The organism is Rathayibacter sp. AY1C5 (genome assembly GCF_002931705.1).
Taxonomy (GTDB): Bacteria; Actinomycetota; Actinomycetes; order Actinomycetales; family Microbacteriaceae; genus Rathayibacter.
In genome coordinates this window covers 53,884-71,968 of record NZ_PSWD01000008.1, presented here as the reverse complement: position 1 = coordinate 71,968, position 18,085 = coordinate 53,884, and the positions used below count along the sequence as shown (strand labels likewise).

The window sequence follows — 18,085 nt, the reverse complement described above, 5'->3', positions numbered from 1 at the left end:
GGAGCGGCGGGGCTCAGTGCTGCGCGGGGACCTGACGGTAGCCGTCGCGGCTGGCGACGAGCACCGTCGACACCGTGCCCCACGCGGCGAGGCCACTGAGGACGACGAGGATTGCGATGCTCATGAGTGTTCTGCCTTTCGTTGCGGCGGCTTCTGATCGATCCGCCGGGATGCTGTGTACAACGTCCAGTGTCCGGCCCCGTGTTCCGTAGGACAATCGAACTGTTCTTGCCCTGACGTGTAGTTTCTCTACATGGACGTGCGACGGCTGGAACTGCTCCGCGAGCTCTCGATGCGCCGCTCGATCACGGCCGTGGCGGAGGCGACGCACCGCACGCCCTCCGCGGTCTCGCAGCAGCTCAAGGTGCTCGAGCGCGAGGCCGGCGTGCCGCTGATCGAGCGCTCCGGCCGCGGTGTGGTGCTCACGGCGGCGGGACGCGAGCTCGCCCGGAGCGCCACCGAGATCGCGATCGCGCTCGAGCGGGCCGACGCCGTCTGGCAGACGTTCAAGAACAACCCGATCGGCGAGGTCACCATCGCGACCTTCCCCACTGCGGGCCAGATGCTCCTCCCGAACGCGCTGGTCGCGCTCCGCAGCGTCGAGGGACTCGTCGTGCAGTGCGAGGACGCGGACCCCGGCACCGACGAGTTCGCCGACCTGACCGCCGACTTCGACATCGTGCTCGCCCACTCGCCCACCGGCAGAAGCGCCTGGGCCGGCCGCGGCCTCGCGATGGCGGAGCTGATGATCGAGCCTCTCGACATCGGCCTGCCGGCCGGGCACCGCCTCGCGGACCGGGCGACGGTCTCGGCGGCGGATCTGGTCGGCGAGACCTGGATCGGCGTCCCGGACGGGTTCCCGTTCGAGCGCGTGATGCAGGACATCGAGACCGCGTCCGGCGAGGCGGTGCGGGTGGAGCAGCGCTTCGCGTCGACCCGCGTGACGGAGGCGTTCGTCGCGGCGGGCCTGGGCATCGCGGTGCTCCCGCGCTACACGGCGGGCGGCGCGGGAGTGGTGGTGAAACCGCTCCGCGGGGTGAACTCCGTGCGGCACATCGTCGCACTGATGCGGCCGGACCGGGCGGAGCGGCTCTCGGTCCGCACCGTCGTCCGCGAGCTGCGCGCGCAGGCGGGCCGGCTCGTGCACGCGCTCTGAGCGATCACGGTGCCGTGCCCTCGCCCGCGCGGGGGAGAATGGAGGCATGAGCGATCCCGCCCGCCCCGAGGTCACCCGCGAAGAGGTCGACGTCCGCCGCTCCCCGCGCGTCTGGCGCATCCTGACCCTCGGCGTCGGGCTCGGAGCGATCGCGGCCTTCGTGCTGACCTTCGCGCTGCCCGAGACGCAGGGCTTCTCCCGCGGGCAGGTCTTCGGCTTCAGCCTGCTGCTCTTCGTGACGCTGTTCGGCGCTCTCGCGGGGCTCGTCGTGGTGCTGCTCGACCGGGTCGTCGGCCGGAAGGTCGTCCGGACCACCGCAGAGCGGATCGTCGAGCGCGAGGACGCGGCCGAGGAGCCCGTGGCCGACGTGCGCACGACGTCCGACGAGGACGACCCGCGGACGGGGTCCGACCGGGTCTAGCCGGCGGAGGCAGGCCGCATTGCGGCCGCGGCACTCCGCCCTGCGCTGAGTGTCCCGCCCGCGGCTCGCGCTCGCGGACGGGACCGCGGCGTCAGCGTCCCCGGCGCGACGAGGAGCGGCGGCTGCTGCTCGGGGCGAACGTCGGGCGCTTGGCGGCGGCGCGCTTGGCCTTCTGCGACTTCGAGATCTTCTTGGCCACGAAGGTGAGCAGGAACGGCAGGATTCGGTAGATCACGGGGGACTCCTCGGGTGCATGCGCGCGGGGCCGCGCACCCTCCGATCATGGAGCGGCGCACGGATCCGCGGCACCCGTTGCGCCGCGCCCGGCGCTGTGCAGAGCTCAGCTCAGCTGAGTGCGCTCCACCCAGTCGAGGTACTCCGGGGTGACGGTGCCCGTGACGTACTCGCCGGTGAAGCAGCTGGTCTCGAGGTCGGTGACGTCCGAGCCCTCGAGGATCGCCGCCTTCATGTCGGCGACCTCCTGGTAGATCAGCTGGTCGGCGCCGATCGCCTCCGAGATCTCGGGGATGCGGCGGTTGTGGGCCACGAGCTCCTGGCGCGAGGGCATGTTGATCCCGTACACGTGCGGGTAGCGCACGGGAGGCGCGGCGGACGCGAAGGTGACCGTGTTCGCGCCGGCCGCGCGGGCCATGTCGACGATCTCCTTGGAGGTGGTGCCGCGGACGATCGAGTCGTCGACGATCAGGACGTTCTTGCCCTTGAACTCGCTCGACATCGCGTTGAGCTTCTGACGCACCGACTTCTTGCGGACCGCCTGCCCGGGCATGATGAACGTCCGGCCGACGTAGCGGTTCTTGTAGAAGCCCTCGCGGTACTCGATCCCGAGCTTCTGCGCGACCTGCATCGCGGCGGGGCGGGAGGAGTCGGGGATCGGCATGACGACGTCGATCGCTCCGCCCGGGGTGTACTGCGCGATGGTGCCGGCGAGCCGGTCGCCCAGGCGCAGGCGCGCCTCGTAGACCGAGATGCCGGACATCACGGAGTCGGGGCGGGCGAGGTAGACGTACTCGAACGAGCACGGGATGAGTCGCGGATCCTTCGCGCACTGGCGGCTGGCCATCCGGCCGTCGGGGGTGATGAAGACCGCCTCGCCGGGAGCGACGTCGCGGACGATCTCGAAGCCCTGCGCCTCGAGCACGAGCGACTCGGAGGCGACGACCCAGTCGTCCGGCGCGCCGGTGTTGCTGCGGCGGCCGACGATGAGCGGGCGGATGCCGAAGGGGTCGCGGAACGCCAGCAGCCCGACGCCGGCGATCAGCGCGATGGTGGCGTAGGAGCCCTCGACGCGCTCGTGCACGCGGGCGACGGCGTCGAACACCTCGTCGGCGTCGAGGTCGCGGCCCGACATCGAGGCCTGCAGCTCGTTCGCCAGCACGTTGACCAGCAGCTCCGTGTCGGAGGTGGTGTTGAGATGGCGGCGGTCGATGCGGAAGAGCTCCTCGGTGAGCTCGCGCGTGTTCGTGAGGTTGCCGTTGTGAACGAGGATGATGCCGTACGGCGCGTTCACGTAGAACGGCTGGGCCTCCTCCTCGCGCTCGGCGTTGCCCTTCGTCGCGTAGCGCACGTGGCCGAGGCCCATGGATCCGAGCAGCGAGCGCATGTCGCGGGTGCGGAACGCCTCGCGGACCTGTCCCGCGGCCTTCTTGATGTGCAGGGTGCTGCCGTCGGCGGTCGCGATGCCGGTCGAGTCCTGGCCGCGGTGCTGCAGGAGGGAGAGGCTGTCGTAGATGGACTGGTTGACCGGTCCGGAGGACACGATCCCAACGATTCCGCACATGCCGGAGGGGCTCCCAAGGGGATAGCAGGGGGGTTTGACGGTCCATCCTGGCACGCGGGGGACTCATCCCCTAATGGTTCGCCGTGGGCGGATCCGTGGTCGCGGGGGTGCTCAGGGCGGCGTCGACCGGCGGATCGGCCGGGCGGTCGGTCGGGGAGCCGCGCGGCCGCTCAGCTGCTCGGAGCCGTCCAGGCTCCGGCGAGGCTGCGGTCCAGGACGCGGCGCCAGCCCTGCGGAGCCGCGGACTCGCGGCTGGTCGTGCCCGCCATCCAGAGCAGGGCCATCAGGTCGTCGTGGGTGAAGTCGGGGGAGAGGGATCCGTCGCGGTGGGCGGCCTCGACGAGATCCCGGCCGAGCTCGATCGAGCGGTCGCAGGCGTCGATGAGGGCGACCGCGTCGGGGAAGCGGCGCAGCATCGCGTCGTTGAGGGCGGGGTCCTCCAGCTGGAGGTCGATCATCCCGGAGACGAAGCGCTCCAGGCGTCCGCGGGAGGACCGCTCGGCGAGAGCGCGCTCGGTCAGGCCCTTCAGCTTCTCGCCGGCGACGGCCGGGATGACGGCGTCGATGAGCTCCTCACGGGAGCCGACGCGGTTGTAGAGGGTGCCGATGCTCACGCCGGCGTGACGGGCGATGTCCTCGAGGGGCGCGGCCAGGCCGCGGGAGCCGAAGACCTCGAGGGCGGCGGCGTGCAGCTTCTCGACGTTCCGCTGCGCGTCCCGGCGCAGGACCTTCTGCTCATCCATGCGATCCTCCCGATGATCTTGAGGCGCCACTCAAGTGATGGTCCAATGAGTCTTGAGGCTGACCTCAACTTAGCAGCCCCGCTCATCGCGCCCCGGGGCGCACGACGACAGGACCTCCCATGCCACTTCTCACCGTCATCGGCGCGGGCCCCGGCCTCGGCCTCGAGATCGCCCGCGTCTTCGGCCGGGCCGGCTTCACCGTCGCCCTCGTCTCGCGGAACCAGGAGAAGCTGGACGGCCTGGCCGCCCGCCTCGCCGAGGAGGGCATCGAGGCGACGGGGTTCGCCGCCGACATCGCGCAGCCCGAGACCCTGACCGCCGCGCTGCGGGCGATCCGTGCCGACCTCGGTCCGATCGACGTCCTCGAGTTCTCCCCCGCCGACTCCGCTCTCACCCCGGTCGGCGTCCTGGACGTCACGCCCGAGAACCTGCAGCCGCAGATCGACTTCTACCTCGGCGGCGCGCTCCGCGCCGTCGGCGAGGTGGTTCCGGACATGATCGCCGCCGGCAGCGGGACGATCCTCGTCACCACCGGCGGCGGCTCCGTCTCCCCGCACGCGGCGCTGGCGAACATCAACATCGCCGCCGCGGGCCTGCGGAACTGGGTCCTCAACCTCCACTCCGCGCTCGAGCCCCGGGGCGTCTACGCCGCCCACGTGGCGATCACCGCCCTCATCGACGGCGGCCACCCGGACGCGGCGGCCGAGGTCATCGCCCGGTCCTACCTCGACCTCCACCGCAGCCGCGACCGCGCCGAGCTGCACTACGTGGCCTGGGACGCGTGACCGCGGGCGCGGAGCGGGAGCCGCCGGTGCGGCGGACCCGGATCCGCGCCGCGGCGGGAGAGGGCAGTCGGTAGGGTCGTCGCGTGAGTGATGAGACGAGCAGCTACGCCCGCGCAGGAGTCGACACGGCGGCGGGGGACCTCGCCGTCGAGCTGATGAGGTCGGCGGTATCGGCGACGCACGACAGCCGGGTCCTCGGCGGGGTCGGCGGCTTCGCGGGTCTGTACGACGTCTCCTTCCTCCGCGACTTCCGAGCCCCCCTCCTCGCGACCTCGACCGACGGCGTCGGCACCAAGGTCGCGCTCGCCCAGGCGATCGACAAGCACGACACCATCGGGCAGGACCTCGTCGGCATGGTCGTCGACGACATCGTCGTGGTCGGCGCCCGCCCCTTCTTCATGACCGACTACATCGCGTGCGGCAAGGTCGTCCCGGCCCGCATCGCCGACATCGTCGCCGGCATCGCGCGCGCCTGCTCCGAGACGGGCACCGCGCTCGTCGGCGGCGAGACGGCCGAGCACCCGGGCCTGCTCGGACCCGACGACTACGACGTGGCGGGCGCGGCGGTCGGCGCGATCGAGGCCGACCAGGTGCGCGGCGCCGACCGCGTGCGCGACGGCGACGTCGTGGTGGCGATGGCCTCCTCCGGACTGCACTCGAACGGCTACTCGCTCGTGCGCCACATCCTCGCCGAGCGCGGCATCGGCTTCACCGACCGCTCCGAGGAACTGGGCGGAGTGGTCGGCGAGGTGCTGCTGGAGCCGACCCGCCTCTACACCCGGCCCCTCCTCGATCTGCTCGACGACGCCGAGCTCGGCCCGGCCGTCCACTCCATCAGCCACGTCACCGGCGGCGGGATCGCGGCGAACCTCGCCCGGGTGCTGCCGCGCGGCTCCTGGGTCGAGGTCGAGCGGGCGAGCTGGAGCCCGTCCGACGTGTTCCGCGCGCTCGCCGGGATGTCCGGCGCGACGCTCGAGAGCACCGAGGGCACCTGGAACCTCGGCATCGGCATGTTCGCCGTCGTCGCGGCGGAGGCGGCCGACGGCGTGATCGCGCGCCTCGAGCGCTCGGGCGTCCCGTCGTGGGTCGCGGGCCGCGTCTCGACCGCCGCGCGCGCATTCGAGGGCTTCGAGCAGGGCGCGAAGGGCGTCGACGGCGGAGCGGTCCGCCTGGTCGGGTCCTACGCGGGCTGATCCCCGGAGGCGCCGCGGATCAGCGCGGTGCGGCGTGCGCGCGCTCCCAGGAGTGCTCGTGCCGGGTCAGCAGCCACGAGCCCGCCGCGCAGAGGGCGCAGGCGGCCGCGGTGGCGAGCAGGGCGGTCGCCCAGGTCGGGGCGTCGCGGCTGACGAGCAGGTTCGCGGAGGCGACCAGCACGCCGAGACCGGCGCCCGCGCTGGTGCCGAGCACGAACGGGCCGTCGCGGCGGCTCGCGACGCGCACCGCGACCATGCCGGCGACCGCTCCCGCGCCTCCGACGACTCCGATGCCCGCGCCGGAGGCCGCTCCCATGAGCAGGCCGAAGCTCACCAGCCCGGGCGGGCCGTCGGCGGCGAGGACGCCGGGCAGGTAGAGGACCAGGGCGACGGCGGCGCCGACCGCGCCGCCCACCAGGATCGCGCCGACCAGCAGGGCGGCGGTGACGTAGCCGACCCGCGCGACAGGCCGCGCGGATCCTCCGGGTTCGAACATTCGCGACTCCATCGACGCGGGCCCGCGGGGCAGCGGGCGGTCCTCGGACAGTACGCCCGAACGCCCCTCGGCGGAACCGCCGTCGGGGATCGGCGGGGCTAGCGGCGAAGGGTCTCGCTCGGGAGCTCGCCGAAGCGCGTCGCGTAGTGCTGGGCGAAGCGGCCACCGCTGATGAACCCCCAGCGGGCGGCGACGTCGCCGACCACCAGTGAGCCGGCCGACCCGGACACGAGCTCCTCGTGCGCGCGCTCGAGGCGGACGTCGCGCAGGTAGTGCCGCGGGGTCTCGCCGAAGGCGCGCTGGAACGCCAGCTGCACGCCGCGGACCGTGAGCCCCGCTGCGTCGGCGATGTCGGCCACTCCGAGGGGCAGATCGGCGTTGGCCTGCACGAACTCCACGGCCCGGCGGAGGCGCCGCGCGCTGACCGAGGGCGGCACGGCCGGCAGCGGGGCGATGCGGTGGGCGAAGGTCTGCAGGGCGGCGAGCGCGGCGATGCGGGCGACGCCGTCGCGCTGCAGCACGGTGGGCGTGTGCGCGGAGGCGAGGGTGTCGCGCAGGAGCCGGATCGCGGCCCACCAGGCGGTCGTATCGCGCGCCACGGGGGCGAACCGCAGCGGGCCGGGCTCGGTGCCGTGCAGCTCGGCGGCGATCGCCTCGAGGTGGGCGGCCTCGAAGTGCACGAGCGCGTCGCGGTACTCGAGGGCCTCGAAGCCGAAGGGCCGGCCGCTCGGGAACATGGCCGGGCGTCCGACGACGAGGCGGTGCTCGTCGCGCCCCAGGTCGAGGGAGGCGCGCCCCGCGGTCAGCCAGAGGGCGACGTAGACGTCGCTCGGGGCCACCGTGCCGCGCACCCGGCCGAGGAAGGAGGCGGAGTGGAGGCTCACGGGCCCGGGCCCGGTCGTCGTGTAGCGGAACGCGAACGGCACGACCGAGCGCTCGGCCCGGAAGCCGGAGCCGTTGTACGAGCCGGCGTAGAAGTCGCGCGCCTCGTCGAGGTCGTTCCCGCGACGCTCCGACTGCCACACGGGCAGCCGTGCGGGCGGGGAAGTGCTCATCCGGTCAGTGTCCCAGGGGGCACCGACATTCTGCACTCAGTGGCGGAAAGCGGGAGAACGTGCTCAGCCGAGCGACCCGCGCTCCAGGTCGGGTCCCTCACCCGCCGGATCCCCGTCCGCACGCGAAACGGGGCCGCCCCGAGGGAGCGGCCCCGATTCACGGGAGGAGTCACGCACGCTTCTGGTGCGGCTCCTCGACGAGGTCCGTGTCGTCGCCGTCGTCCTCGGCGTCGATCCACTTCGAGTAGTCCGGCTCGTCCGGGTGGCTGAGCTCGCGCTCGAGCGCGCTGTAATCGACCGCCGGGCTGAACGACTTCAGCTCACGGGCGATCTTGGTGTTCTTCGCCTTCTGACGGCCGCGCCCCATGGGTGACCCCCTCACGATGACAGGCCAGACGGGCAGTGAGCCGGCTGGGGAAAAGAGCAGACAGGGAAAGTTGAAATCTACGCGGTAGTTTAGCAGACGGGGGACACGCCACCCCGGGCCTCGATCTGCCGGACGGCCGCCCATCCTCGACCGCGTCAGGAGCACCGTGGACAGCGTCGCCCCACCGCGTCCCGTCGTGGTGATCGGCGCGGGTCAGGCGGGTCTGTCCGTGGCCTACTACCTGCGCCGTCTCGGCCTCGTCCCCGGGCGCGACCTGATCGTCCTCGACCGCGGTCCGGAGCCCGGCGGGGCCTGGCAGTTCCGCTGGGAGGCCCTGCGGCTCGGCTCCGCGCACCGCGTGCACGATCTCCCGGGCATGGAGCGGATGGGGCTCTCGTTCCGCACGGCCGATCACCGGCGACCGGCACGGGACGTGGTCCGCGAGTACTACGGGCGCTACGAGGAGGAGCTCGGTCTCGAGATCCGCCGTCCGGAGTCGGTGCGGCGCGTCACGAGTGCGACGCCGCACGACACGGGGTCGCCGCTCGTCGTCGAGTCCGACCGCGCGGTCGAGCGCGCGAGTCTGCTCGTCAACGCGTCCGGCACCTGGGGATCGCCCTTCGTCCCGCACTACCCCGGGCGCGACCGCTTCCGCGGCGTGCAGATCGACCCGACCGAGTACGTCCGCGCCGAGGACTTCGCCGGGAAGCAGGTGCTCGTGGTCGGCGGCGGCACCTCGGCGATCGGCTTCCTGCTGGAGCTCGAGCGGGTGGCGCGCTCGCTGACGTGGGCGACGCGGCGACCGGTGGTCTACCACGACGGCGAGCAGCTGGCGATGGAGTCGGCGGTGGAGGCGGTGGCCGAGCAGGACCGCGCCGCCCGCGCCGGGCTGCCCCTCCCGAGCATCGTCGGCGGCACGGGCGTGCAGCGCACCCGCCGGGTGGTCGCCGGGATCGAGCGCGGGCTCCTGCACGAGCGGGGGATGTTCTCGTCGATCGAGGAGGAGGGCGTGCGCTGGCCCGACGGCTCCTTCACGCGCGCCGACACGATCATCTGGGCGACGGGCTTCCGGCCGGAGCTGCGCCACCTCGCTCCGCTCGGGCTGCGCGAGCGCGAGGGCGGCATCGCGGTCGCCGACGGAGCCTCGCTGACGGATCCGCGCGTCTTCTTCGCCGGCTACGGCCCGACGGCCTCGACCATCGGGGCGAACCGCTCGGGCCGGCGCATCGCGCGCGCGGTCGTGGCGCGCCTGCCCTGAGCGCGCCTGCCCTGAGCCGGTCCGCCCTGAGCGGCGCGGCGCCTCAGATCCTGCCGTCCCAGTCCACCGGCACCACGGAGCCGCGGTAGCGGATCCCGTCCACGCGGATCGGCCCGGCGAGCGCGGGCGAGAGCGGCGCGACGACCAGGGTGTCGCCTCCGGGAGCGAGCCCCAGCGCCGCCGACAGCACGGCGACGGAGGCGGCCGCCGACCAGGCCTGCGGTCGGCAGGCCGCCGGGTACGGCACCGGCGCGTGCACCTCGGCGGCGGGGTCGCCCGAGTGCAGCTCGGGCATCCGGTAGCCGAAGCCCTCGGCCGCGGCGATCAGTCCGCGCGAGAGGGTCGTCGCCTCCGCCCCGAAGCCCTCCCGGGCGAGCCCGGTGACGGCGATCGCGGTGTCGTGGGCCCAGACGGAGCCGCCGTGGTACGACAGCGGCCAGTAGCCGCCCGAGCCGGTGTCCAGGGTGCGCAGGCCGAAGCCCGAGTCGAGCCCGGGGGAGACCAGCAGCTCGGCGACCCGGGCGGCGTGCTCGGGGGAGAGGATGCCGGTGCCGAGGAGGTGGCCGAGGTTGCTGGTGATCGTGTCGACCGGGCGCCCGGCCGCGTCGAGCGCGATCGCCGGGTAGCCGCCGTCGGCGTCGTCGATCCAGAACGCCTCCGCGAAGCGCGCCTTCAGTGTCGACGCCGCCTCGCGCCACTCCGAGCCGTCACGGCCGAGGTGCTCGAGCAGCGCCGCTCCGCCGACCATGGCCTCGTGGGCGTAGGCCTGCACCTCGCAGAGCGCGATCGGACCCTCCGCGAGCGTGCCGTCGCGCCACTGGATCGAGTCGCCCGAGTCCTTCCAGCCCTGGTTGGCGAGGCCGTGCCCCGTGGTGTCGACGTACTCGAGGAACCCGTCGCCGTCGGAGTCGCCGTCGTCGCGGAGCCAGCGCAGCGCCGCCTCCAGAGCGGGCAGCAGCTCCTCGACCTCGTCGTCCGGGAGCCCCCAGCGCCAGGCGTCGTGGAGGAGGCAGACCCAGAGCGCGGTGGCGTCGACCGTGCCGAAGTAGAGCGGGGGCAGCGAGACGCCCTCGCCGGGGATCTCGAGGGTCGTGGCGCGCAGCTCGTGCATGATCCTGCCCGGCTGCTCGGCGGTGTCCGCGACGTGGCGGGTGCCCTGCAGGCCGGCCAGGACGCGGAGGGTGGAGGCGGCGATCCCGGTCCCGAGGGGGAGGAGCATCCGCGCCGCCCAGATCGAGTCGCGGCCGAAGAGGGTGAAGAACCACGGCGCTCCCGCGGCGAGGAAGGGCTCGCCGGGGCGCTCCACGGTGACCATGCGCAGGGCGTCGAGGTCGTCGAGCGCGGCGCGGCACCAGGAGGCGAGGCGGGAGTCGCCGGTCTCGAGCGCGGTCCCCGCCCATTCGGCCGGTCCGGACGCGGCGGCGACCACGGCGGAGGCGTCCTCCGCGGCGACGCTCCACACGACCTCGACGCTCCCGCGGGCCGGGACCACGACGCTCCAGGTGAGCACCGTGCCCGAGATCGAGGCGCCGGGCGCGCGCAGCTCGGCGCGGACCGGGCCGTGGGTCCAGTCGAGGCCGCCGTCCACCGGAGCGGTCGCGAAGGAGGGCTCGTCGCGGAGCCCCGCCTTCACCACGTGCACGAGCGAGAAGTCGGGGTCGAGGGTCAGCTCGACGGTGGTCGCGACCTCGTCGGGCAGCGCCGACTCGAGGCGGATGCTCTCGCGGACGCCGCCGGCGGAGACCTCCCGCGAGCGGACCACGCGGATCCGCGGGTCCGCGGCGGCGTCGTCGAGATGGCGGGCGAGCGCGGTGAAGCGGGCGGAGGAGGCGCCGTCGCGGCCGGTCGCGATCGCCTCGAGCGCCGCGCCGCCCACCCGGAGGGAGGCGCCCGCGAGCACGCGCACGTCGCCGAGGTAGAGCCCGTGCACGGGGCGGGAGCCGACCTCGCCCGCCTCGTCCGACCACAGCTGCACGGGTGCGCGGAGCAGGACGAGGGAGTCGTGGAGGAGGGGCTGGCGGGGCGGGGTCTGTCGGTCGTCGCGCTCGGTCGTCACGGTCGACTCCTCACTGGATCGTCGGTGCTGGGGGCGTGCCGCCGATCGTCCTCCGCCGGCCCCGGGAGTGCCGGAGCGTGGCGGACGGTTGACAGCGGCGTCGTCGGAGGTAACCTTACCGAAGGATTTGATCGATCAAACCGGTGAATCCCGCCAGGTTGGAACGATCAAGAGCACGTCGAGGAGGACGCATGGCACTGCCGACCGTCGAGGACGTCGCCCGTGCCGCCGGCGTCTCGCGCCAGACCGTGTCGAACGTGCTCAACAGCCCGCACATCGTCCGTGACAGCACCCGCGAGCGCGTGGAGAAGGCGATCGGCGACCTCAACTACCGGCCGCACGCCTCCGCCCGCCGCCTCCGCACCCGCAAGTCCGGCACCATCGGCGTCCGGATGGACCGCGTGCTCGACGGCATCTCCGGCAGCCTGCTCGACCGCTTCCTCCACGCCGTCACCGAGCAGGCCGATGCGCGCGGCATGCGCATCCTCCTCTACACGGCGAAGAGCCCGGAGGAGGAGATCGAGCGGATCGGGCGCCTCCGCGACGGAGCCGACGTCGACGCCTTCGTGCTCACCTCCACCTTCTACGGCGACCCCCGGACCGCCTGGCTGATCGAGCAGGCCGTGCCCTTCGTCACCTTCGGCCGCCCCTGGGGCGTCGACGACCGCAACGACCCGCAGCACCTCTGGGTCGACGTCGACGGCGCCGCCGGGCTCGCCCAGGCCACGGCGCACCTCGCCGACAGCGGCTGCTCTCGCATCGGCTTCCTCGGCTGGCCGAGCGGATCCGCGACCGGCGACGACCGCCGCAGCGGCTGGGAGCGGGTGCACCGCGAGCGGTTCCGCGACGCGCCACTGCTCGCCGCCTCCTCCGAGGACGACGTCCAGCAGGCCCGGATCGCGGCCATCGAGTTCCTCCGCTCGACCCCGGAGCTCGACGGGCTGGTCTGCGTCTCCGACTCGCTGGCGCTCGGCGCCTCGATGGCCGCCGTGGCCGTCGGCAGGCCCTCCCTCCCGATCGTCGGCTTCGACAACACCCCCGTCGCCGCGGCCGTCGGCCTGCCGAGCATCGAGCAGGACCTCGACGCGGTGGCCGCGGGCGCGCTCGAGCTCCTGCTGGGCGAGCGCGGCGACGACGTCGTCCACCGCTCGCTCGCTCCGGGCGAGGCCCACCGTCTGATCGAGCCCCACCTCGTGCTCCGCACACCCCTCCACCACCCCGCCGACTGAGGCGCCGTCACTCCGACCGGCGCCCCTCCCCACGAAAGGCCAGACCATGACCCCCACCCACCGCGCGGCACGCTGGGGTGCCGCGATCCTCGCCGGAGGCTTGCTGCTCCCGCTCGCCGCCTGCTCGAGCGGCTCCGACTCCGGTGACGCGGGCGGCGACTCCGCCCTCACCGTGATGATCGGCTCGTCCGGCGACGCCGAGACGACCGCCGTCACCGACGCCGTGAACGCCTGGGGCGAGCAGAACAGCACGACGGTCGACGTGGTCGCCGCCAGCGACCTGACGCAGCAGCTCGGCCAGGGCTTCTCCGGCGGCAACCCGCCCGACCTCTTCTACATGAGCTGGGACCAGTTCCAGACCTACGCGAGCAACCGCTACCTCGAGCCGTACGCCCAGGACGCCGGGAACGCCGACGCCTTCTACCCGGCGCTGCGCGACGCGTTCAGCTACGACGACCGGTTCTACTGCGAGCCTAAGGACTTCTCCACGCTCGGCCTCGTGATCAACACGGACCTCTGGGCGGCGGCCGGCCTCACCGACGCGGACGTCCCCACCGACTGGGCCTCGCTCGAGTCGGCGGCGACGAAGCTGACCGCGAACGGAGTGACCGGGCTCTCCTTCGGCGCCGAGTACGCGCGCATCGGCACCTTCATGAACCAGGCCGGCGGATCGCTCCTCTCGGAGGACGGCACCACCGTCACCGCGGACACCCCCGAGAACGTCGCGGGCCTGACCGAGGTGAAGACGCTGCTCACCGACGGCGTGCTGAAGTTCCCGGCCGCGCTCGACTCCGGCTGGTCCGGCGAGGCGTTCGGCAAGGGCGCGGCGGCGATGGTCATCGAGGGCCCGTGGATCAACGGAGCGCTCGCGGCCGACTACCCCGACGTGAACTACCGCGTCGCCGAGCTCCCCGCCGGCCCCGGCGGGAAGTCGACCTTCACCTTCAGCAACTGCTGGGGCATCCCCGTCGGCAGCGCCACGGCCGAGAAGACGGAGACGCTCGTGTCGGCCCTGACCTCGGACGAGCAGCAGCTCGCCTTCTCGGACGCCTTCGGAGTCATCCCCTCCACCGAGACCGGAGCCGCCGAGTACGCGACGAAGTACCCCGAGAACGCCGCCTTCGTCTCCGGCAACGACTACGCGGTGAGCCCCGTGGCCTTCGCCGGCGCGGCGACCGTCATCACCGACTTCAACTCGGCGCTCGAGGGCCTCGCGACCGGCGACCCGGAGTCGATCCTCGGCGACCTGCAGACCAACCTGCAGGACGCGCTCGACACCGCGAACGCGAAGTAGCCCGGCCGGGAGGCGGCGGACCCGACCGCCGCCTCCCCGTGCCCGACCGGCACGCCCCACCCCGCGCACGTGAGTCGAAGGAGACGCATCGATGAGCACCACCGCCGCCCCCCGGAGCCGCCGCTCCGGCATCCGCGGGCACGAGGCCCGCTACGGCTGGCTCTTCACCCTCCCGGCGATCGTCGTGATCGGCGTGTTCCTCGTCGTCCCGATCGGCCTCGCCCTCTGGGTCAGCGTCAGCAACTGGAACGGGCTCGGCTCGCCCCTCGGGCCGACCGCGCAGTTCGTCGGAGCCGACAACTACCGCGCGGTGCTCACCGACTCCGGCCTGGCGCAGAAGGACTTCGGCACCGCGATCCGAAACAACGTCTACTACGTGCTGCTCGTGGTGCCGCTGCAGACCGCGCTCGCGCTCTTCCTCGCCGTGCAGGTGAACCGGCGGATCCTGCGGGGCCGGGGCTTCTTCCGCACCGCCTTCTACTTCCCCTCCGTCACCTCCTCGATCGCGATCACCGTGATCTTCCTGTTCCTCTTCTCCGCCTCGGGCGTCGTCAACGCGGTGCTCGGCTGGTTCGGCGCCGACGGGCCGACCTGGATGGCCGACCCGACCGGTGTCCTGCACTCGCTCCTGGGCGCCGTCGGCGTCAACGGCTCCGGGCCGCTGGCCGCGGGCGCCCCGCTCGGCCTCACCTGGTGGGACTGGCTGTCCGGCCCGTCCGTCGCGATGTGCGTGCTGATCACGATGGCGATCTTCACCACCTCGGGCACGTTCATGCTGCTGTTCCTCGCGGCGCTGCAGAACATCGGCGCCGAGATCGACGAGGCGGCGCTCATGGACGGCGCCGGCCCGCTCCGGAAGTTCTTCTCGGTCACTCTGCCGATGCTCAAGCCCACGCTCTTCACCGTGCTGACCCTCGGACTGATCGGCACCTGGCAGGTGTTCGACCAGATCTACCTCACCGGAGGAGGGGCGCCGGGCAAGACGCTGCTCACCCCGGCGTACCTCGCCTACGAGTCCTCGTTCACGGATCTCCGCTGGGGTCAGGGCGCCGCGATCGCCTTCATCCTCTTCTTCATCATCGTCGTGCTGACGCTCCTGCAGCGGGCGCTCCTCCGCGAGAAGGGGGAGCCGCGTCGGCGCCCCCGCCGCGCCGCCCGCGCCGACGCCGCGACGACCCTCACCACGGGAGGCATCCGATGAGCACGCTGACCGAGCCCGGCACCCGCGCCCCCGAGAGCCCCGAGCCCGCCGCACCGGTGCCGCACCGCCGCATCCGCCTGGGCGCCCGCGGCCGCGCGTCGCTGATCGGCGGCTACCTGCTGCTGATCGCGCTGGCGCTGGTGTACATCTACCCGTTCCTGATCTCGGTCGCGTCGTCGTTCAAGTCGGACGCCGACGCCACCGCGAACCCGCTGTCGCTGCTGCCCGCGACCTGGTCGTTCGCCTCCTACGAGCGGCTGTTCACCGACGTCCCGCTGCCGCTGTGGACGCTCAACTCGGTGATCGTCACCGTGTTCGTCACCGTCGGCCGGGTCTTCTTCGACTCGCTGGCCGGCTACGCGCTGTCGCGGCTGCGCTTCCGCGGACGGGGCCTGCTGTTCGCGCTGTTCATCGGAGTGATGAGCGTGCCCGCGGTGGTGCTGCTGATCCCGCGGTTCCTGATCCTCAAGCAGCTCGGCCTCTACGACAGCTACGCGGGGATGATCGTCCCGCTGATCGTGGACGCGGCGGGGATCTTCATAATGAAGCAGTTCTTCGACTCGATCCCGCTCTCCATCGAGGAGGCCGCGCGGATCGACGGGGCCGGAGTGTTCCGGACCTTCCGCTCGATCGTGGTGCCGATGGCGCGTCCGGCGATCGTGACGCTGTTCATCCTGTCGTTCCAGGGCTCGTGGAACGAGTTCTCGCACTTCGTGGTGTCTCGGCAGTCGCCGGAGCTCAACACGCTGACGACCGGAGTCGCGTCGCTCGTGTCGGGGCAGCTGGGCACCGGCAACCAGTACCCGCTGCAGCTCGCGGCCGCGGTGCTGATGTCGATCCCGGTGGCCGTCCTGTTCTTCGTCTTCCAGCGGCGGATCATGAACACGACCGAGGGCGCGGAGAAGGGCTGACGCGGGGGCTCCGGCTCCTGCTGAGCGAGCATCGCGCGTGGGTGACCGGTTCCTGCTGATCGAGCAGCGCACAGGGCGCGTATCGAGATCCGTGTCCGTGCGACGGGCCTCGATACGCCCCTGCGGGGCTGCTCGACCAGCATGCGGGAGTGCCGCCGCTACTTCGCGAGGAACTCCAGGACGGCGCGGTTCCACTCCTCCGGGTGGCTCACGGTCACTCCGTGCGGGGCGCCGTGGACGACGTGCAGCTCGGAGCCGGGGATCGCCGCGTGGGTGCGGGCGCCGGAGCCCTCGAACGGAACCGTGCCGTCGCCGTCGCCGTGGATGACGAGCGCGGGCACCGACACGTTGGGCAGGTCCTCGCGGAAGTCGGTGGTCGCGAACGCGGTCATGCAGGCGAGGGCCGCGTGCTTGGCCGACTGCTTCGCCAGAGCGATCGCCTCCTGGCGCTGCTCCTCCGTCACCTTCAGCACGCCGTCGACCGAGAAGAAGTCGGTGGTGAACTGGTCGTAGAAGTCGTCCTCGCTCTTCGTGAGGCCCGCGGTCATCTGCGCGGCCTGCGCCTTCTCGAGCGGGCCGTCCGGGTTGTCGTCCGTCTTCATCAGGTACGGCGGGACGGCCGAGGCGAAGACGACGCTGTGCAGGCGCTCGGCGCCGTACTTCGTGAAGTAGCGGGCGACCTCGCCGCCGCCCATCGAGAAGCCGACCAGGGTGACGTCCTGCAGGTCGAGCTCGGTGAGGAGGGTGTGCAGGTCCTCGGTGAGCGTGTCGTAGCTGTAGCCGGTGAGCGGCTTGTCGCTGCGCCCGAAGCCGCGGCGGTCGTAGGTGACGACGCGGTAGCCGGCCTCGGCGAACGCGGGGACCTGCTCCTTCCATGACTCGCCCGAGAGGGGCCAGCCGTGGATGAGGACCACGGGGCGGCCCGATCCGCCGGTGTCGTCGACGTGCAGGTCCGTGTCCTTGAAGAGTCCGTGGTGGGCGGTGATCTCGGCCATGGCGAGTGCTCCTTCCGGCGCCGACGATCGGCGTCACTTGATGTTCGAGGACGTCCCTGCGAGCGGATGGCCGGGGCGGGGAGGGTTGACAGCTCCTGTCACTCCGCGACGACGGCCGCGGCGAGGCCCCGCAGCGCGGTGTGCAGCCCGGGGCTCATGGGCAGCCCGGCGTCGAGCACCGCGTTCGCGGCGGCGACCAGCACCGGTGCCGCGGGGGAGGAGACCACGGTGAGGCCGGCGGGCGGATCCGTGTCGCCCGAGGGCCGCACGACCAGGACGAGCCGGGAGCTGGGAGCGCTCGTGCTGATCGACGCTCCCGATCGGGCGGGCAGTACCGCGAGGGTGCCGCGGCCGACGAACTCGCGCTCCTCCCGACTGGCGACGGTGAACGCGCCCTCGAGCGGGAGCAGGAGCACCACCGACCCCGGGTCGGCGCGGGGGCTCGGGCGGAAGTCGATCGTGCCGGCCGTGTGCCAGATCCGCCGGAGGAGCACGCCCTCGGCGGCGGCCTCCTGACCGGTGACGGCGAAAGCGGGGTCGGGCCCGGCCTCGGCGTGGCGGGCCCGCAGCCAGTGCCGGGCGGAGTCGCCGCGGAGGGGCATCGGGCGGATCAGCGGATCGGACACGGCGGCTCCCGAGGAACGCGGACCTGAATCGGCCGAGACAGTGAGGAACCATCATCCTAGGAGCGGCGGGAGGCGTCGTCCCTGGAGTGGCGCGTCCTCACATGCCGATGCCGCCCCGGCCGCGCTGAGCGCGACGCCGGAGCGGCATCCGAAGGGTGGTGCGGACTACTGGAATCCGCCGCCGCGGTCCTCCGGGTCCTCGATCGGGTCGGAGTCGGGCGTGTCGATCGAGTAGGTCACGTGGACCGCCTCGCCGACCTCCTTCGCGGAGACGGCGTTGTAGACGAGGTGCGTCTCCTGGCCGTCGACGGCGGCGTAGACGTCGACCTCCTTCTCGTAGCCCCCCTCGGTGCTGACGCGGTTCTCGGTCTGGCCGTCGAACGGCCCGCCCTGGAAGAAGGCGAGGTAGCTCTCGCCCTCGGCGAGTGCGCGGATGTCGTTGCTCATGCCCCCAGGTCTACCACTCGGCGCCTCCCCGCCGCTCGGCCTTGCGCTCGGCGG

Annotated in this window: 19 protein-coding genes; 9 read left to right on the top strand and 10 right to left on the bottom strand. The window is 72.8% G+C overall.

The annotated features are described in order from the left end of the window. Positions 1-253 precede the first annotated feature (253 nt). Entirely contained in the window at positions 254-1,156 is a 903-nt protein-coding gene (locus tag C5C57_RS08610; protein ID WP_104223768.1) for a LysR family transcriptional regulator, read from the top strand. 46 nt (positions 1,157-1,202) lie between these two features. Further along, positions 1,203-1,577, top strand: a complete 375-nt coding sequence (locus tag C5C57_RS08605) for a hypothetical protein (RefSeq protein ID WP_104247383.1) — start codon at positions 1,203-1,205, stop codon at positions 1,575-1,577. Between the two features lie 91 nt (positions 1,578-1,668). Here C5C57_RS08605 and C5C57_RS18090 read toward each other — a convergent pair whose 3' ends face one another. The 3 genes from C5C57_RS18090 to C5C57_RS08595 all read right to left on the bottom strand — a co-directional run bounded on the left by C5C57_RS18090 (position 1,669) and on the right by C5C57_RS08595 (position 4,118). Further along, positions 1,669-1,812, bottom strand: a complete 144-nt coding sequence (locus C5C57_RS18090) for a hypothetical protein (RefSeq protein ID WP_181069129.1) — start codon at positions 1,810-1,812, stop codon at positions 1,669-1,671. Between the two features lie 105 nt (positions 1,813-1,917). Next, positions 1,918-3,375, bottom strand: coding sequence for an amidophosphoribosyltransferase (gene purF / locus C5C57_RS08600; protein ID WP_104247384.1), 1,458 nt, complete (start codon positions 3,373-3,375; stop codon positions 1,918-1,920). 170 nt (positions 3,376-3,545) lie between these two features. Then, complete coding sequence (locus C5C57_RS08595; protein ID WP_104297496.1) at positions 3,546-4,118, bottom strand: TetR/AcrR family transcriptional regulator; 573 nt, start codon at positions 4,116-4,118, stop codon at positions 3,546-3,548. Positions 4,119-4,237: 119 nt separating this feature from the next. Between C5C57_RS08595 and C5C57_RS08590 the strand changes: the two genes are divergently transcribed. Together C5C57_RS08590 and purM are read left to right on the top strand one after the other, a co-directional pair. Beyond that, positions 4,238-4,903 carry an SDR family NAD(P)-dependent oxidoreductase gene (locus C5C57_RS08590; protein WP_104256047.1) on the top strand — a complete coding sequence of 222 codons (666 nt, stop codon included), beginning with the start codon at positions 4,238-4,240 and terminating at the stop codon, positions 4,901-4,903. Between the two features lie 83 nt (positions 4,904-4,986). Then, positions 4,987-6,096: a phosphoribosylformylglycinamidine cyclo-ligase gene (purM, locus tag C5C57_RS08585; RefSeq protein ID WP_104297495.1), complete on the top strand. Its 1,110-nt coding sequence runs from the start codon at positions 4,987-4,989 to the stop codon at positions 6,094-6,096. 19 nt (positions 6,097-6,115) lie between these two features. On the opposite strand, the gene C5C57_RS08580 is transcribed toward purM, so the two are convergent. The 3 genes from C5C57_RS08580 to C5C57_RS08570 all read right to left on the bottom strand — a co-directional run bounded on the left by C5C57_RS08580 (position 6,116) and on the right by C5C57_RS08570 (position 8,014). Next, a complete protein-coding gene (locus C5C57_RS08580; RefSeq protein ID WP_104226816.1) occupies positions 6,116-6,592 on the bottom strand; it encodes a hypothetical protein in 477 nt (158 codons plus the stop codon). A gap of 98 nt (positions 6,593-6,690) precedes the next feature. Then, positions 6,691-7,647 carry an AraC family transcriptional regulator gene (locus C5C57_RS08575; protein WP_104257888.1) on the bottom strand — a complete coding sequence of 319 codons (957 nt, stop codon included), beginning with the start codon at positions 7,645-7,647 and terminating at the stop codon, positions 6,691-6,693. Positions 7,648-7,816: 169 nt separating this feature from the next. Next, complete coding sequence (locus C5C57_RS08570; RefSeq protein WP_097167615.1) at positions 7,817-8,014, bottom strand: DUF3073 domain-containing protein; 198 nt, start codon at positions 8,012-8,014, stop codon at positions 7,817-7,819. Between the two features lie 166 nt (positions 8,015-8,180). On the opposite strand from C5C57_RS08570, the gene C5C57_RS08565 reads away from it, so the two are divergent. Next, positions 8,181-9,272, top strand: coding sequence for an FAD-dependent oxidoreductase (locus tag C5C57_RS08565; RefSeq protein WP_104247388.1), 1,092 nt, complete (start codon positions 8,181-8,183; stop codon positions 9,270-9,272). Positions 9,273-9,315: 43 nt separating this feature from the next. Here the strand turns inward: C5C57_RS08565 and C5C57_RS08560 are convergent, their stop codons facing one another. After that, a complete protein-coding gene (locus C5C57_RS08560) occupies positions 9,316-11,328 on the bottom strand; it encodes a glycogen debranching N-terminal domain-containing protein (protein WP_104247389.1) in 2,013 nt (670 codons plus the stop codon). Positions 11,329-11,519: 191 nt separating this feature from the next. On the opposite strand from C5C57_RS08560, the gene C5C57_RS08555 reads away from it, so the two are divergent. From C5C57_RS08555 to C5C57_RS08540, 4 genes are all read left to right on the top strand, one after another. Then, positions 11,520-12,557 carry a LacI family DNA-binding transcriptional regulator gene (locus tag C5C57_RS08555; protein WP_104247390.1) on the top strand — a complete coding sequence of 346 codons (1,038 nt, stop codon included), beginning with the start codon at positions 11,520-11,522 and terminating at the stop codon, positions 12,555-12,557. Between the two features lie 46 nt (positions 12,558-12,603). Then, on the top strand, positions 12,604-13,851 hold the full coding sequence (locus C5C57_RS08550) for an extracellular solute-binding protein (protein ID WP_104247391.1): 1,248 nt from the start codon (positions 12,604-12,606) through the stop codon (positions 13,849-13,851). A 91-nt stretch (positions 13,852-13,942) separates the two neighbouring features. Beyond that, a complete protein-coding gene (locus tag C5C57_RS08545) occupies positions 13,943-15,052 on the top strand; it encodes a carbohydrate ABC transporter permease (RefSeq protein ID WP_104247392.1) in 1,110 nt (369 codons plus the stop codon). After that, entirely contained in the window at positions 15,049-15,963 is a 915-nt protein-coding gene (locus tag C5C57_RS08540; RefSeq protein ID WP_104238713.1) for a carbohydrate ABC transporter permease, read from the top strand. The genes C5C57_RS08545 and C5C57_RS08540 overlap by 4 nt, the downstream gene beginning before the upstream one ends. A gap of 158 nt (positions 15,964-16,121) precedes the next feature. On the opposite strand, the gene C5C57_RS08535 is transcribed toward C5C57_RS08540, so the two are convergent. The 3 genes from C5C57_RS08535 to C5C57_RS08525 all read right to left on the bottom strand — a co-directional run bounded on the left by C5C57_RS08535 (position 16,122) and on the right by C5C57_RS08525 (position 18,031). Then, complete coding sequence (locus tag C5C57_RS08535; protein WP_104247393.1) at positions 16,122-16,958, bottom strand: alpha/beta fold hydrolase; 837 nt, start codon at positions 16,956-16,958, stop codon at positions 16,122-16,124. A 98-nt stretch (positions 16,959-17,056) separates the two neighbouring features. After that, entirely contained in the window at positions 17,057-17,584 is a 528-nt protein-coding gene (locus C5C57_RS08530; protein WP_104247394.1) for a hypothetical protein, read from the bottom strand. A 165-nt stretch (positions 17,585-17,749) separates the two neighbouring features. Continuing rightward, complete coding sequence (locus C5C57_RS08525) at positions 17,750-18,031, bottom strand: oligoribonuclease (RefSeq protein ID WP_104223758.1); 282 nt, start codon at positions 18,029-18,031, stop codon at positions 17,750-17,752. Between the last annotated feature and the right edge of the window lie 54 nt (positions 18,032-18,085).

Excerpts from the sequence above, each read along its gene's own strand:
- C5C57_RS08610 (WP_104223768.1), top strand. The coding sequence starts at position 254 with ATGGACGTGCGACGGCTGGAACTGCTCCGCGAGCTCTCGATGCGCCGC.
- C5C57_RS08605 (WP_104247383.1), top strand. The coding sequence starts at position 1,203 with ATGAGCGATCCCGCCCGCCCCGAGGTCACCCGCGAAGAGGTCGACGTC.
- purF (WP_104247384.1), bottom strand. The coding sequence starts at position 3,375 with ATGTGCGGAATCGTTGGGATCGTGTCCTCCGGACCGGTCAACCAGTCC.
- C5C57_RS08595 (WP_104297496.1), bottom strand. The coding sequence starts at position 4,118 with ATGGATGAGCAGAAGGTCCTGCGCCGGGACGCGCAGCGGAACGTCGAG.
- C5C57_RS08590 (WP_104256047.1), top strand. The coding sequence starts at position 4,238 with ATGCCACTTCTCACCGTCATCGGCGCGGGCCCCGGCCTCGGCCTCGAG.
- C5C57_RS08580 (WP_104226816.1), bottom strand. The coding sequence starts at position 6,592 with ATGTTCGAACCCGGAGGATCCGCGCGGCCTGTCGCGCGGGTCGGCTAC.
- C5C57_RS08575 (WP_104257888.1), bottom strand. The coding sequence starts at position 7,647 with ATGAGCACTTCCCCGCCCGCACGGCTGCCCGTGTGGCAGTCGGAGCGT.
- C5C57_RS08570 (WP_097167615.1), bottom strand. The coding sequence starts at position 8,014 with ATGGGGCGCGGCCGTCAGAAGGCGAAGAACACCAAGATCGCCCGTGAG.
- C5C57_RS08555 (WP_104247390.1), top strand. The coding sequence starts at position 11,520 with ATGGCACTGCCGACCGTCGAGGACGTCGCCCGTGCCGCCGGCGTCTCG.
- C5C57_RS08550 (WP_104247391.1), top strand. The coding sequence starts at position 12,604 with ATGACCCCCACCCACCGCGCGGCACGCTGGGGTGCCGCGATCCTCGCC.
- C5C57_RS08545 (WP_104247392.1), top strand. The coding sequence starts at position 13,943 with ATGAGCACCACCGCCGCCCCCCGGAGCCGCCGCTCCGGCATCCGCGGG.
- C5C57_RS08540 (WP_104238713.1), top strand. The coding sequence starts at position 15,049 with ATGAGCACGCTGACCGAGCCCGGCACCCGCGCCCCCGAGAGCCCCGAG.
- C5C57_RS08535 (WP_104247393.1), bottom strand. The coding sequence starts at position 16,958 with ATGGCCGAGATCACCGCCCACCACGGACTCTTCAAGGACACGGACCTG.
- C5C57_RS08525 (WP_104223758.1), bottom strand. The coding sequence starts at position 18,031 with ATGAGCAACGACATCCGCGCACTCGCCGAGGGCGAGAGCTACCTCGCC.